Annotated in this window: 10 protein-coding genes and 1 pseudogene; 3 read left to right on the plus strand and 8 right to left on the minus strand. The window is 42.8% G+C overall.

Translation table 11 applies throughout. The annotated features are described in order from the left end of the window. Positions 1-226: 226 nt before the first annotated feature. From BACCELL_RS09825 to BACCELL_RS09860, 8 genes and pseudogenes are all read right to left on the minus strand, one after another. Positions 227-1,573, minus strand: a complete 1,347-nt coding sequence (locus tag BACCELL_RS09825; protein ID WP_007211594.1) for an MFS transporter — start codon at positions 1,571-1,573, stop codon at positions 227-229. After that, on the minus strand, positions 1,566-3,068 hold the full coding sequence (locus BACCELL_RS09830) for a sulfatase (RefSeq protein WP_007211595.1): 1,503 nt from the start codon (positions 3,066-3,068) through the stop codon (positions 1,566-1,568). Before BACCELL_RS09830 ends, BACCELL_RS09825 begins: the two co-directional genes overlap by 8 nt. Positions 3,069-3,148: 80 nt before the next feature. Then, on the minus strand, positions 3,149-4,045 hold the full coding sequence (locus BACCELL_RS09835; protein ID WP_007211596.1) for a glycerophosphodiester phosphodiesterase family protein: 897 nt from the start codon (positions 4,043-4,045) through the stop codon (positions 3,149-3,151). A 17-nt stretch (positions 4,046-4,062) separates the two neighbouring features. Continuing rightward, complete coding sequence (locus tag BACCELL_RS09840) at positions 4,063-4,956, minus strand: glycerophosphodiester phosphodiesterase family protein (protein WP_007211597.1); 894 nt, start codon at positions 4,954-4,956, stop codon at positions 4,063-4,065. 21 nt (positions 4,957-4,977) lie between these two features. Next, positions 4,978-6,712, minus strand: a pseudogene (locus BACCELL_RS09845) (RagB/SusD family nutrient uptake outer membrane protein). A gap of 18 nt (positions 6,713-6,730) precedes the next feature. After that, a complete protein-coding gene (locus BACCELL_RS09850) occupies positions 6,731-10,234 on the minus strand; it encodes a TonB-dependent receptor (protein ID WP_044153762.1) in 3,504 nt (1,167 codons plus the stop codon). Positions 10,235-10,330: 96 nt separating this feature from the next. Continuing rightward, positions 10,331-11,332, minus strand: coding sequence for a FecR family protein (locus BACCELL_RS09855; RefSeq protein ID WP_007211601.1), 1,002 nt, complete (start codon positions 11,330-11,332; stop codon positions 10,331-10,333). 61 nt (positions 11,333-11,393) lie between these two features. Further along, positions 11,394-11,993 (minus strand): RNA polymerase sigma-70 factor, encoded by a 600-nt coding sequence (locus BACCELL_RS09860; protein ID WP_007211602.1) that lies wholly within the window; start codon positions 11,991-11,993, stop codon positions 11,394-11,396. Positions 11,994-13,004: 1,011 nt separating this feature from the next. On the opposite strand from BACCELL_RS09860, the gene BACCELL_RS09865 reads away from it, so the two are divergent. From BACCELL_RS09865 to BACCELL_RS09875, 3 genes are all read left to right on the plus strand, one after another. After that, positions 13,005-13,973 carry a DUF3575 domain-containing protein gene (locus tag BACCELL_RS09865; RefSeq protein WP_007211605.1) on the plus strand — a complete coding sequence of 323 codons (969 nt, stop codon included), beginning with the start codon at positions 13,005-13,007 and terminating at the stop codon, positions 13,971-13,973. A gap of 2 nt (positions 13,974-13,975) precedes the next feature. Next, positions 13,976-14,914, plus strand: coding sequence for a DUF5119 domain-containing protein (locus BACCELL_RS09870; RefSeq protein WP_007211606.1), 939 nt, complete (start codon positions 13,976-13,978; stop codon positions 14,912-14,914). 42 nt (positions 14,915-14,956) lie between these two features. Beyond that, positions 14,957-15,196: fimbrillin family protein (locus BACCELL_RS09875; protein WP_007211607.1), on the plus strand; the 240-nt coding region annotated here is incomplete at its 3' end.

The raw sequence follows: 15,196 nt of genomic DNA on the forward strand, positions 1-15,196 counted from the left end.
GAGTACCGCTTTCAGTAGTTTGAAACGATTGAGTAAATTGGGTTATGTCATTTAAAGTTAACTTCTTGCGAACAAGGAACAGACTTTTTTCATCAAACAATTGCATAAATGAAGTATATTATACGGGAATCCTGCATATACATGCCGCTGTATATGCAGGATTTTTCTATTTCCACTTTTAGAGATAAAGGCGTATGTTGCTGAAATGTTTTAAAGGCTTACTTTCCTAATTTGTTGTAGCAGTATCCGCTTTCGCGTTCCACACCAGTAACGCAAGCAAAGTAGATAGCAGTGCAGCTCCAATCCAGAACCAATTGATATATGTGAAATCATACACATCCGTTCCGTTTACTACAGTCTTTTGCCCTTCTATCAATACACCGCTCATCACATCCTGTAACCCCGCACCGATGTAACTTGCAATTCCTACCACACCCAAAGCTGCACCCGAAGCATTTCGCGGAGCAATATCAACAGCCATCAGTCCACCCAGAAAGCAGATCAGTACTCCGATGCCCAGACCAAATAAAACCATGGCTAAAGCATCCAGCCAGAAATGAACGCCGGGTATAAGCAAAAATAAACATAAAGCCGCTACATTCATTACTCCGAATACCAATGCCGGGACATTCCGGCTACCAGCAAATAATTTATCAGAAATAATACCCGAAAGTACGGTTCCTACAATTCCGCAAATAGAGCTGATAGAGATAATGAAACTTGCGTCCAACGTATCGTATCCTTTTTGTGCCTGCAAGTAAAACACTCCCCAGCTGTTCACTGCATAGCGACTGATGTACATGAAAGCACTGGAAAGAGCCAATATCCAGATGGCGGGATTACGAAGAACGGCTTTCTGGGCACGATTGAATTCTTCTGATTGCCTTTTAGAATTATCTTGCTCCGTCTCTTTATCCAACAGAAAACCTTGGCTTTGAGGAGTATCTTTCATAAAGACAGACATCATCAGAAAGCCCAGCAGACCGATGATTCCCGCTCCGATCATTCCGTATTTCCATCCCATCCAACTCACTACCAATGCAATCGAGATAAATGTCAATGCTTCGCCTATATTATGACTGGCAGACCAGAAACCATAGTAAGTACCGCGTTCTCTACTGTTGTACCAACGGCTTAGCGATACGACCCCGGAAGGGGCTCCCATAGATTGGAACCAACCATTCAATCCCCAAAGTAAGACAAAAGCATAAAAAGAGTTTGTAAATCCTAATATCAGATTGATCAATGCAGAGCAGAGCAATCCGGTGGACATGAAACGCTTTACATTGCTGCGGTCTGCCAGAAAGCCGTTTGTCAGTTTTCCTACAGCATAAACAAAGAAGAGGCAGGAACCTATGATTCCCAATTCCGTTTCAGAGAATACCCCGTCTTCAACAATAGGTTTGCGAACAATATTCATGCTGAGGCGACATACATAATAAATGCCGTACCCCATTGTGGCAGACAGAAAGGTGACAAGACGGATACGCTTGAAGCGTTGTGAGTCTGTATCCTGACAAGCTTCTGTAGCTGGGAGTGATATCTTATAAAAATCAAGTATTCTTTTAATCATGTACTTTAGTATTTTTAATGGGCATATCTGCGTTTACACTTGTACGCCAGTTTTCTAATTTATTGAGTAATCTCTCTGTGAGCTCCGGTTCGCTATCTTTTAGATTTTCTTTTTCAGATAAATCTTTTGAAAGATCATATAATTCAAGTTCACCAGTGTCGTAAAACTGGAGTAACTTATAGCTTCCCATGCGGATGGCGCCTGAAGGACGCCCTCCTTGATTGGAATAATGAGGATAATGCCAGTATATAGCGTCACGGTAATTTCGCTTTTCATTCTTCAACAATGGGAAGAAGCTGATACCATCCAGATGCTGTTCAGGATGTAGGCTGCTTCCGGTCATTTCGAGTATTGTAGGATAATAATCTGTAGAAATCACCATACTGTCACACCGATTTCCTGCATTTTCCATGTGAGGAATACGTACGATAAGAGGTTCTCTTATTCCTCCTTCGTATGTGAAACCTTTACCTCCCCTCAATGGGAGATTAGCTGTTGGCGAACCTTCGGAAGTAGACAATCCTCCGTTGTCCGAAGTAAATATGATGATTGTATTCTCATATAGCCCCAGACGTTTCAATTCATCGATTATTCTGCCAATGTTTTCATCCATACTGGCAATCATGGCAGCATATACAGTATTACTTTGAATGATTCTTTCAATATGTGTTGAATCTTGAAAGGGCTGCTTGTTTTTCCATTCCGGTGTAATATTGAATGTTTTGAATGAGTTGAGTCCCATCCTTTTTGCTTTTTCTTCAAAATACTTCACTTTATCTGCTTTGGCTAGCAGAGGCGTGTGAACCTGATAGAAAGGCAGGTTGATAAAGAATGGCTTATCTTTGAAGCGGCGGATAATCTTGATACACTCGTCACCCAGGCGGTCGGTCAGATATTCTCCTTCCGGGCCGTCACTCAGGTAAGGATTGTGATAAGGAGAGAAGTACCCTCCTTTGCCTGGTCCCCCTTTATTGCATCCGGCTATGTTTATATCGTAACCTTGATATTGCGGATAAGTGAGCGAATCGATAGAACAATTCCACTTGCCGATATGGGCGGTCTGATAACCTTCCTGTTTGAGAGCTTCTCCAATAGTAAGTTCACTCAATGGCAGGTTCTGTACAAACGGTACAGGAAGAACCGGACATGTCGCATCAATAATTCTTTTGCGGGAAGCTACTGCATATCCACCGGGGATGTAGTCCGTCAGATGAAGTCTTGCAGGATATTTTCCGGTCTGAAAACTGGTGCGGGTGGGTGAACTAACAGGGCATGCTGCGTAGGCATTTGTGAAGCGGATTCCTTCTTTGGCAAGTTGGTCGATGTTGGGAGTCTCATAAAAGGAACTTCCGTAGCAGCTTAAATCCATCCATCCCAAATCATCAGCCAGGATAAAAAGTATATTGGGCTTTATTGTTTTTCCGGCAGTCTGAGCCTGTACGGTGAACCCTACTGATAGGACAGCCAGTTCAGAAATAAATAGTCTTCTGTTCATAATCTTTGGTTTTAAAAGGGCGTAAAAAGGTGTTCCGGGCTAATCAGCCCGGAACATTCCCTTGTATTTAAGCCAGTATTTTAATTGTGCAATCCTCTGCTTCTCAGATAATCAAGCAGGTATTGAGGACGGTCCGTTTGAATAATTCTTGCTCCCAATTTATCAATCAGGTAGCCATATCCTTCATCCGGGTTCTTGAGTGACAAATCATCGTCATGACCACCTGCCATGGTATCCCATAATGTATTGTACCAGATCAGTGCACGGCCATCGAGTGATGATTTCAATTTAACAGGAAGTGGATTGGAGTCTTTTACATATAACAGTTCAAAGGCTACAGGATTCATATCTTTGATGAATGTTTCAATTTGTTCTTCGGCATTAACCTTGTCCAAATTGACAATAGGCATATAGATCACATCATTCAGATAATTGCCAAACTGTTTTTTTACTTCTTCCGCCGATTTATTCCCTTTCATAATAATCTGTTTGGTCGTTCCTGTTTTTTCCATCAGTGCATATACCTGTTCGAAGTAACGGTCGGCTTTATCAAGATTCAGCATAATCTTTCCTTTGGCGTGCATCAAAGCTTCTTCCAGAGTCGGTACATTGTGGATTGTGCGGATGGCACAACCATTTTTCAACTTTAGTTTCCGGATGGAATCCAAGGCTACTTCTGCTATTTTTCCTTTTCCGGTAGTGGTACGGTCCAGCGTGGGGTCATGCATCAATATCAACTCACCGTCTTTGGTACGTTGTACATCCAGTTCCACGATGTCTACACCCATCTTGATAGCATTGTCTATAGCTTCCAAGGAGTTCTCTGGGAAATTGCGCCAGTCTCCGCGGTGTGAGGCAACAATAACTGTGCTTTGATCACGGTTTAATAACTTCTCACGAATTTTGCTAACCCTGTCTTGCGCACTAAGTTGCACAGTTGCGAGTATTGCAATCAGTATAAAAACTATTCTTCTCATATCTATTCTTATTTTAATTATCTTCTACCTATTTTCTTTAAATATGCATCCAGTAAAAAGGGGTGGTCACTGAAGATGATATTAGCTCCTTTTTGCAAGAGCCATCCATAGCTGTTTTCCGGATCGTCCATTGCCAGTTCATCATCATGACCTCCGTTGAAGTCCGCCCATAGAGAGTTGTACCAGATACGGAACCCTCTGCCTTTAATCTCTTTAGCACGGTTTATTACAGGAAAGTCATCACGCTTGAATGAAAGACTGATTACAGAGGTCTTTATGTTATCCATAAAATCATCCAGTTTTTCGTTATCTCCATCACCCTTGCAGACTAATACTGGAATGTAAATAAGGCCTTCCGGGAATTTTCCATATTCCTCAATCACTTGCTTACTGTTTTTAGTACCGCGCAAGATAATCTGATTCATACATCCATGCTGCTTGGCTACTTCAATCACCTTTTCTTTTACCGGTTGCCATTTATCAACCTGAATGAGAATTTTTCCTTTAGCCATTTCCAATACCTCGTCCAAAGTAGGTATCTTCTGTCGTGTGACTACTCCGATAGGACTTCTTAGATATAGCTCTTTCAGTTCTGCCAGTGTATAGTCGGATACCTTACCCTTTCCGGTGGTAGTGCGGTCTATTGTTTTGTCGTGCATCATTACTATGACGCTGTCTTTGGTCATCTGCACATCAATCTCAATGCCGTCAAATCCGGCATCAATACAGCTTTGGTAGGCTTGGAGAGAGTTTTCGGGTGCATTGCGCCAGTCACCACGGTGGGCGATGATCATTACATAGTCGGACTTACCGCCATCATTTAGTTTATCTAAAAGGAAGTCCATTCTATTTTGCTGTCCGTAAGCAGTAGCAGCAAAAAAGAGTAATATATTTATTAAATACCTATTCATAATAAAATCTGTTCTATGTCATTAATCAAAGTTTGTACTATCTGTCCAACCCGGATTTTGTGTCAGTTTACCACCGGTTACAACACGCTCGCTTGCAGGTATCGGCCACAGGTAATCCCGGTTCTCATCCCAAGTTACCTTGATCTTATCCAATGCATGAATGTTACCGGATGTTACGTTGGTTAAAATGAGATCTTTACCCAACTTCTTTACAGTACCTTTGAAGTTTCCCTTGTCTTCAGTGTAGAGTAAGAGGTCGTTTGTACCGTTTGCATCCATATCGTATTCACCTTCCGAGGGGAAGTAGCATCCATAGAAAGGTTTTGTAAGCTGTTGTCCCTCTTTCCAACGGAAGATATCCCAAAGACGGAAACCTTCCATCGTTAATTCTATAGTACGTTCTCTGCGGATTTCAAGAATGACTCCTGTGTTTGTACTTTGGGTTACGTTAGGATAATACTCCTGCATCAGGGGATCAGGCGTTGCATTCGCTTCATTCATATCCAAATCGGGCATTTTAGCGCGTGCGCGTAGCTTATTGATGGATATATCCAGGTCATTTTGAGTCAGTGTACCCAGTTCGGCTTTTGCTTCTGCATAATTTAGGTATACTTCGGCTGTGCGGAACAGAGGCCAATCGGTAAATGCCTTATTGGCACCGTCATACTTGGATTCTCCGACAAATTTAATAGGCTGGTAACCGGTCAATGCTGTAAGGTCATTGGCTGTCACTTTAGATGCACCCGTCTGGATATATCCCGGACACAGTACTGTTTGCTGCATGCGTGGGTCACGATTCGTGGTTTCTGCAACAAAACCATCGGTCTGCCAACCTGCCTTGTCCGAATAACGTGTTCCGTCGGCCATCAGATAGTGATTCATAAAACGTTTTGTAAACCCTTGCCGCCCGTTCTTTATAGCAAAAGGAATTCCATGCATTACATTGGCTGTTTGGCTATAAAGTCGTGCCAATATTACTTCTTCAGTACATGCATCCAGACTGTTAAATAAAGAGCGATAGGGGGAGGGACCCGTAGTGTATAATTTATAACCGCTTTCCTTAATGAAAGTTTCACCGGCTTCTGCCACTTGTTTCAGGTATTTATCAGCATCATTCATTCCACGGTATTTACGGTAGGTTCCTTCATAGAGCGCTACTCTTGTTTTGAGTGCTAATGCTGTCCATTTGGTTACTCTTGCCGTACTCTTTGCGGCAGGGAGTAAACGTATGGCTTTATCCAGATCGTTCATGATAGAATCCATAACTAAACCACGGTCATCACGTGGTTTAAACAATAGTTCCTGACTAACGGAGGTAAGTACCTGATTGTACCAGGGAACATCTCCGTAGCGACGTACTTTTACATAGTAGAAGTATGCCCGCATGAAGTATGCTACTCCGTCGTATTCATTTCTGGCTGCCATATCTTTGCATCTGTCGGAGTGCTGCAGGTAGTAATTGATACTGCGCAGTTTATCCCAGTTCCAGCCACTTTCATCTGCTGCCGAACGTTGTCCTTGCAGTACGGCTCCTAATTCACTGTCGATATTATCGTCGGCATTTGTAGCCACTACATCGTCAGCATTCTCCAGTTGAGTATAAAAGCCATCCTGTCCATAACTGTAATTCGGTTGCGGAAGAAAAGAAGGTTCCCGGACTTAAAGTATCTTCCGGAGTCATATTGAGTAATCCGTCGCAAGCCGTAAAGCTTGCCATTGCCAAAAGTGCAATAATTATTTTATTCATCGTTTTCATTTTCAATTCCTTTTAAGATTAAAATGTGACATCTATACCTACGGAGAAGGACCGGGAATATCCATATCCCACTCCAGAACCGGCGTTGTATGTTGAAGAGGTGTTGGTGAGTTCAGGATCTACCGTTTTATTGTGCTTCTTCAGGGCCGACCAGTAGAATAAATTCTCACCGGTAGCATAAACACGTACCGAGCTTAGTATTTTCTTGTTGATAGGGATGGTATATCCGATGGTCAGATTCTTCAGACGGAGGTAAGATACATCTTGAAGATAGCGGTCGTTTACTACTCCAAGTGCTCCACCACTATAAGAGGCGTATCCTCTCTGACGTGGGAAATAAGCGCCGGGATTCTCCTCACTCCAACATTCTTTCAGGAAATTTTTATGAATGAAAGACAGAGAAGGGAATGAATAAGGTCCCCAGAAATTATAAGCATAAGTGGTAGGATACCAGTCTTGTTTGCCTACCCCCTGAAAGAAGGCGGAAATATCAAATCCCAACCAATTGGCTCCCAGACGGAAGGTGTAGGAATAACGGGGCAGACTGTTACCAATGATTCTCTTGTCACCAGGATCGGATACAGTGCCGGAACCTTCTGATAAAACTTTATCACCATCGAGATCGATAAAGCGGACATCACCGGCTCTCAGGTAATTGTCTTTTTTCGAACTATATATGCGACCATTGACTGCTTTGTCATTGTATTCTGCCTGGTAAGCGGCTGCTTCTTCATCCGTAGCGAACAGGCCGGATACTTTATATCCCCAGATTTCGCCTAAGGTCATGCCTTCATAGTAGTCGGAAATCAGTTTATCTGGGTTGTTATATCTGGTTATTTTGGAAATATAATCACCGATAGTAGCCGAAATATTATACTTGAACGGCTTACCTGCTAATTTGAATTGGTCATTCCAGCCTACATATAGTTCCCATCCTTTTGTGCGTAAGTCAGCACAATTCTCTTTAGGGGTTTTGGCTCCATATACGGATGGGAGAGTGAGAGAAGTAGTCAGCATGTCTCTGGTATCACGCATAAATACATCGGCGGTCACATTCAGTCGGTTATTGAAAAATCCGAGATCAAGCCCCCAGTTGTAAGTGGTTACGGTTTCCCATGTCAATGAGGAAGAGATAGGATCGGAAATATTTGCATAATTAGCCTTTTTGGTTCCGTCAAAAGTATATTGCATTAGGTTATCCGTTGAAATCTTGTCTATATATGCATAGTTACTTACCTGTTGGTTTCCAAGGCTACCGATAGAGAAACGAAATTTACTGTTGTTCCAGAAAGAACGCAGTGGTTCCCAGAATTTCTCCTGGCTCATGCGCCAACCCACGGAAGCTGATGGGAAGAATCCCCAGCGGTCTTTGGAGGCAAAACGGGAAGTGCCATCCCAGCGACCACTGACCTCGGCAAGGTATTTACCTTCGAAATCGTAGTTTACACGACCGAAGAATCCTAAGGTGCGGAATGCAGAAATGGTTTGGGTAACGGTAGATTCACCGGTAGCTACACTCATAGAACTTAAATCTTTGCTCAGCAAATCGTTCTTTTTGACGGATAGTTCCGTTGTCCGGTAATCCTCAAATTGTGTACCGGCTACAGCCTTGAAATTATGTTTCTTTTTCCAAGTGTGTTCATAAGTTGCGTAGGCATTTACATTATGGTCGTCAATATCATGGTGTATTTCCTGATAGAAATCAGTGATGGTGCCTGATGTAAATGTCGAGAATACACCCTCCTGACGGGAATAGTCGAAAGGCATACTGCGCCTTTTATTGAGTCGGTTCCGGTTCTTATATGCATAGGAAGCAGTTAAGACCAGGTCTTGGGTCAGTTTATAATCAAACTGGTTGGAGAGTATCCAGTATTTGTTTTCACGCGAGTTGCGTGCTTCATTGGCAGTGAGGAATCCGCCATGACCTGCGCCTAAGGGAGAATTGGCTGTCAGTTGGTTGACGTACTGTACTACAGAGCCGTCGGGATTACGTGGCATAAAAGAGGACAGTATATTGGATTGCAGGCTATGGATAGTCTGCTGCTCATCATAGTAACCGGCATATTTATAGGATGTCGCATTATAGTTGACATTCACTGAATAACGTAGACGTGAGGTCAGATCTATGTTCATCTTTGCACGGAAAGAGTAATTCTTATAGTTATCTTTATAGATATTGAAAAGACCGTCTTGCGTTAGGTAACGACCACTTACAAAGTAGTTCATTTTCTCGTTGCCTCCTGTGAATGATACATTATGTTCCTGTTCAGGACGTGTCTTCCGGTAGAAGTAATCATACCAGTCGAAGTTGCCGTAATAGTAATACTTACCGTCGTCGCCTACTACAGTCCAGGGGCGGTCAGAGCTTTCCGTTTTGTCATTTCTACGGTCGTAAAGCATTTGCAAGTCATCTTCCGTATAGTTTGCCATTAACTTTCCCTGATAAGATTCATAGAACGAATTGACAATATTCACATGGTCATAACCTGTCGTTATGAAGTCAGTTGAAGTAGTGTTCTGTTGCCATCCCAGACGGCCATTGTATGAAATAGTAGCTTTCCCGTTTGTATTCTTTCCGTTTTTGGTCGTAATGAGGATAACTCCCGAAGAAGCTTTAGCACCATAAATAGCCGAAGCTGAAGCATCCTTCAATACAGAAATAGATTCAATATCATTGGGATTGATTTGGTTTAGATTTACTTCCATTCCATCTGCCAGCACCAGTGGGCTTCCGCCGTTGATAGAAGCTACTCCGCGAATATCTATATCATAGCTGGAATCCAATGAACCGGAGTTGAAAGTCAGATTTATAGAAGGGTCGGCACCTTGTAAAGCATTGGCAGCGGAAGTTACAGGACGATTATTGATATCTTCGGCAGTAATCATACCTACTGCACCTGTTAGGTTTGCTTTCTTCTGCGATCCATATCCTACTACCACCACTTCATCCAGCATTTCGCTGTCTTCCTTCATAGTCACTTTCGTCAGTGCCTTAGCTCCGGCAGGGAAAGTCATTGTTTTGTAGCCGATGAATGAAATGGTTACTTCTGCGCTTTCCGGAACATTAGACAGTGTGTATTCACCGTCTACATTCGTAATAGTGCCTAGTGAGGTGCCTTTAACGGCAACACTGGCACCGATAACCGGTTCTCCTGCTTCATCGACTATTGTTCCGGTAATGGTTTTGGTCTTCTGGCTGACAGCCTCTTTGTGCAGCAATACCACTACATTGTCACTTTCCATCTTGTAAGTCAGTTCTTTTCCCGCCAGCACTTTCTGCATGGTCTGGGCGATGGTGGCATTACTTACGCTGAAAGTGACTGCCTGATCCAGTCCTGCCAGTTTTTCATTGTAGAAGAATTTGTAATCACTGACCTGCTCGATCTTTTTCAGTGCGGCACGCAGCGGAGTATTTTCCACGGTGACGGTGATCTGCGAGAAAAGGCTCAGTGATACACTCAAGAACAAAGAGAGGCAGAGAGCCCGCATAGTTCTTAGATTTTTGGTTTTCCTGTCTTTCATATCAAATAAATTAAAAGGGTTTGATAGGTATACAGGTTCCCTCATACTGCTGTCCAAGCGACTCTCTGTTTTTAACTCACATTAACAAAGAGGGGCTTATTTCTCTTTTAATACAATGACAGAGTCCTTTACTTCGTAACGGAACGGAGAGGTTAACATTATAATATTCAAAGCATTCTGTATACCACCACCGGGTATTGTTCCGGTAAACCGCTCTTTTGCAATTCGCGGAGAGTTGATGTGTATCGTGACGTCATAAACGCGTGAAAGGGCTTTCATGATATTGTCCAGAGATTCATTCTGGAAATACAGGCTGCCTTTGGTCCATGTCACGTAATCTTCGGGATAGACTTTCTCGGTAGTGAATTTGTGGGTGGATTTATTATAGTTCATTTTCTCTCCGGGTTTCATGATCAGGGAGGAAGAAGGAGTATGCACACCGACTTTTCCTTCCAGCAACACCACAGTTACATCCTGTTCATCTTGATAAGCGCAGACGTTGAATACGGTGCCCAGGACCTTTACTTCCAGTTCGCCTACTTGGACAATAAAAGTATGACGGGTATCGTGTGCTACTTTAAAGTAGCCTTCACCGTCCAGTTGCACCCGGCGTTCGTTTTTGCCGAAATCTCTCAGATAGCTGAGCTGGGAAGCGGAGTTGAGGATAACGTCCGTTCCATCAGGCAATACCACTGTGGCTTTGTCTCCTTTATCGGCTTTCACAATAAAGGGTGATTGGATATTGGTGTCCGAAATACTCAGGATATTGTAAGTGAAGAAAGCGATGAAAATGGGGATGCAGATCATAGCTGCCCATCTTGCCCAAGCGGGAACGAGAGCTTTTCGCGGAGGACGTCCGGCAGGTTTCGTATCAGGGATGCGGACAGGTTCATTGAGGACTTCCGCTTTGATCCGTGCGAACATCTTGTCGCGCAGGGCGAGAGGGATGTCAGTGTCGGATTTTTCAAATTCCTCTTCCCACCAGTCGGACAGTTGTACGTTGTTGCGTATCCATCCGGCCAGTTCGCTGATTTCCGCTTCTGTGATGTCTCCTGCGAAATATTTCTCGGCTAAGTTCTTATAATATTCTTTCTCCATCTTCTTACTTATTTATATAGTATACAGTTATCCTTGTTTTCGTATCCAAACGTATCGAGCATTATTGCATTTCGTTAACAAAAAAGGCCCATAAGACAAGAATCAGCTTATCATAATGCTTTGCAAATTGCTCGCGCATGAATTTCACGGCAAGTGACAGTTGCGTGGCGACTGTACTTTCTGAAATACCCATCTTCTCAGCTATTTCTTTATTGGTATAGCCCTGACGTTTGCTGAGCAGAAAGATTTTCTTGCGCGAAGGGGGCAGTTCTTCGGCCAGCGAATCGATATAGTCGTTCAGGAAGCGCAGGTCTGTGCTTTCTTCTGTCTGATGATCCCGGTCGGGATTGCTTTTCAGCAGGTATTCGGTATAGATGTATTCCACTGTCTGATGCTGGTACATATTCATCGACAGATTACGGGCTATGGTGCAGAGGTAAGAAACGAAATTTTCGGTAGGATCCACTTTCTCACGCACTTCCCACAGGCGGATAAATGTCTGCTGCACTACTTCTTCGGCCATATACTGATTGCCGGAAGAGAGACGCATCATAAAGTTATAGAGTTTGCCGCTATACAGATTGTATAACTTCTCGAATGCAGAAAAAGAACCCTCCTTCAGTGATTGTAGCAATTCACTTCTATTTTCGTTTGCAATCATATATTATTGATTTAGGCTTCAAAGGTATGCCTTGTGCTTACGTAACAGGTTGCAATATTATTAATAATTTCCGGAATTACCGAATAGCGGGATTTCTTTTTGATTTGTTGGTGGCTTGTAACCGTATGGCTTGGTATCTAAATGCTATTTTATACAGCTTTGTTTTTTGTACACTTTTCCTTTGTAAGATGCTGATTAATAGAGTCTGTTTGTAGTAAAAGTGTACAAAAATGAAATAATCTATTTGTTTGTTTTTTGCTGTCCTTGCTTGTCAGAAACACACTGATAAGACTCTTATATAGTTTTCAAATGACTACGGTTAAGGTATGGGCATAAAAAAAGGAGTACCGCTGTACTCCAACCTTTGTTAACCTTAAATCTAATACTATGAAAAAAATCACATGACAAATATAGGGGTTCATCCTATTCCCTCCAAATATCTGTTAGTGTTTGACATTCCTTTTATAATTCTTTCACGGATATTCACTGTTTTCGCACACGAACTGTCTTTTTGAGATAATATAGGGGTGGATAGTGGCTAAATGATTATCGGGCGGAAAGGGGAATAACCATAGTACATAGGTGACATACATGTATAAAATACGTTTATTTTGCTATATGGATAATCGCATGTTGATTACTGTCGGTAAGTCGTTTGACTATTGTCAGCAAGCATGCTGATTACTGTCAGTAAACTTACTGACAGTAATCAAACGCTATGGATGTCCTATGCAAAATAATATAATGTATTATAGATTAGTTGAATAGCTAATGACCCGTGATTGAAAAATATCCGTTGGCAATGTTGCAGAAAATATGTGGATATACCCTTCCACCCGCTAAGGCTGATGGATAAGGAAATACGGGGGCGTGGAAGGGTATGAAAGAAAGGAAAAGTTGCAAATCTGTTTCATTCGTTTCACAGAACCTTTCACCCCCCGAAAAGAGTTGTAAAACGTGTAATTTCTTCAATTATAATAATATATATTTGCCTCCATACAAAGCAAAGCTATGAAGGTTCGCGTCGGTTTATATATACTTTTGATACTCTTTCTTTTGATATCAGGCAAAGAAGAGGCGCGGGCTGGAAGATATGCGGCGAAAGGAGATACTTGTAGAGTATCGGACCGGATGAATCAGCCGGAAACCTGGAGCAAAATTTACCAATGGGTGATGGACGACCCGCAAGTGCCGGATAAAGAAGATGTGTTGATGTTGATCCGGTATCACTTCGGGAACTTTGAAAAGCTGAGAAAGCTGTTGCGCTATTTGGATGGTGGCAGACCTTACGCTTATTTATCGGAACATCAGTTCCGGAAGATAGAACGGACAGGGAAGATGAAAGACAGTTTGCCGGTAGCTGCATTAACATTGCCTGCGAATACTTTGCCGGAGGAGCAATTGGAAACTATAGCTTTCGCTCCTTGGCTTGAAGTGGAAAGTAAGCGGGAAACCCCGCACAGAACAGTGCTTGCATTGAAGAACAATATACTTTATGATTTAGCTTTGGCTCCGAATGTGGAGGTGGAATTGCCCGTAGGGCAGCGGTGGTCTTTGAATATGGAATATAAATTTCCCTGGTGGTCGAACAGCAAGCATGGCTTTTGTTACCAGCTTCTTTCGGGAGGCGTTGAGGCACGTTGCTGGCTTGGAAAACGCAAGAATCGTGAGCGGCTGACAGGACATTTTCTGGGAATATATGCCGAAGGGGGAGTGTACGATTTTCAATTTGACAAAGACAAAGGATATCGGGGAAACTACTATGCAGTTTCCGGTCTGACGTATGGATATAGTCATCAGCTGGCACGGCATCTGGCTCTTGAATTTAGTTTGGGCATTGGTTATCTGGCAACAGAATACCGCAAATACACCACTTACGAAGGCGATTTGATATGGACGAGCAGCGGACGCTATCATTTTATGGGGCCTACAAAAGCCAAAATCTCTTTGGTGTGGCTCATTAAGGGAAGGAGGCGATAGCTATGAGGTGTACGCAATATGTGTTTCTTTTACTTCTGTTCGTGCTGTCGGTGCTGTTAGCAGGATGTGATTTCAGAGACATACTGGATGATTATCCCGTCAGCGGAGTAAAGATAAAGTTTAACTGGAAGGGAGTGGATAAGTTGCCCGAAGGGATGAGGGTGATTTTCTACCCGAAGAGTGAAGAAGGTAGAAAGGTAGAGAGTTATCTCTCGGTGGAAGGGGGAGAGGTGAAAGTGCCGCCCGGACGTTATGACATGGTGATCTACAATTACAATACGGAGAGTGTGTTGATTCGCAATGATGATGCGTATGAGACGATTGAGGCTTATACTGATTATTGCAAAGGGCTTGAAACAAGTGAGAAGATGGTGTGGTCACCGGACCCTCTATATGTAGTAAGTATGAATGATATGCGGATAGAAAAGAGTGAAGATGTGCTTTTGATGGAGTTTCAACCGAAGCTGGTAGTCAAGAACTATTCTTTTGAAATAAAGGTGAAAGGATTGAAGAACGTGGCAAGCATTGTTTGTAATGTGGATGGAATGAATGGGGCATATTGCGTAAGTAATGGCTCATGTACGGCAAGCATTGCTCCTATCTATGTGGAGGCTCATAAAGGAGAGGATGTGATACGTGGTAGTTTCTCTGCTTTTTCTGTATCGGAGTCTGCGAATACACGTTTTACCGGAGGGGTGGTAATGAAGCTATTGCTAGTTAAGGTGGATAATACGGTTCAAGAAACCAAGGTTGACATCACGGCGGCTGTAGTTCCTCCCCCACCCGAGGAAGAAGAAGATCCGGTAACGGATATCGAGATACCGATTGAAGAGGAAATTGAAGTGGAGGATGTGGAAGTTCCTCCCGGTGGAGGCGGAGGTATTGGCGGTGATGTAGGAGACTGGGACGACGAAACGAATGTTGAGTTACCTGTAAATTGAAAAGTAAAACGAACAAAATATTAACTTATAAAACAAACGATTATGAAGAAGATTTTATTGGCAGCAGTTGCTGCGTTGGCAATCGTAGGTTGCTCACAGAATGAAGAGATTGAGAAGGCTGGTGAAAAGGCGGAGATTAACTTTGGAACAATAGTAAGCAAGACTACAAGAGCTGCTGTGACAAATATTGATTCTTTGCAAAAGAGTGGTTTTACTGTATATGCATATAACACAGGTGAAACTGAAATGAAGAGTGTTGTTGCTAAAGGATTGGGAACTCCT

Origin of the sequence: Bacteroides cellulosilyticus DSM 14838 (assembly GCF_000158035.1) — a bacterium.
GTDB classification, from domain to species: domain Bacteria; phylum Bacteroidota; class Bacteroidia; order Bacteroidales; family Bacteroidaceae; genus Bacteroides; species Bacteroides cellulosilyticus.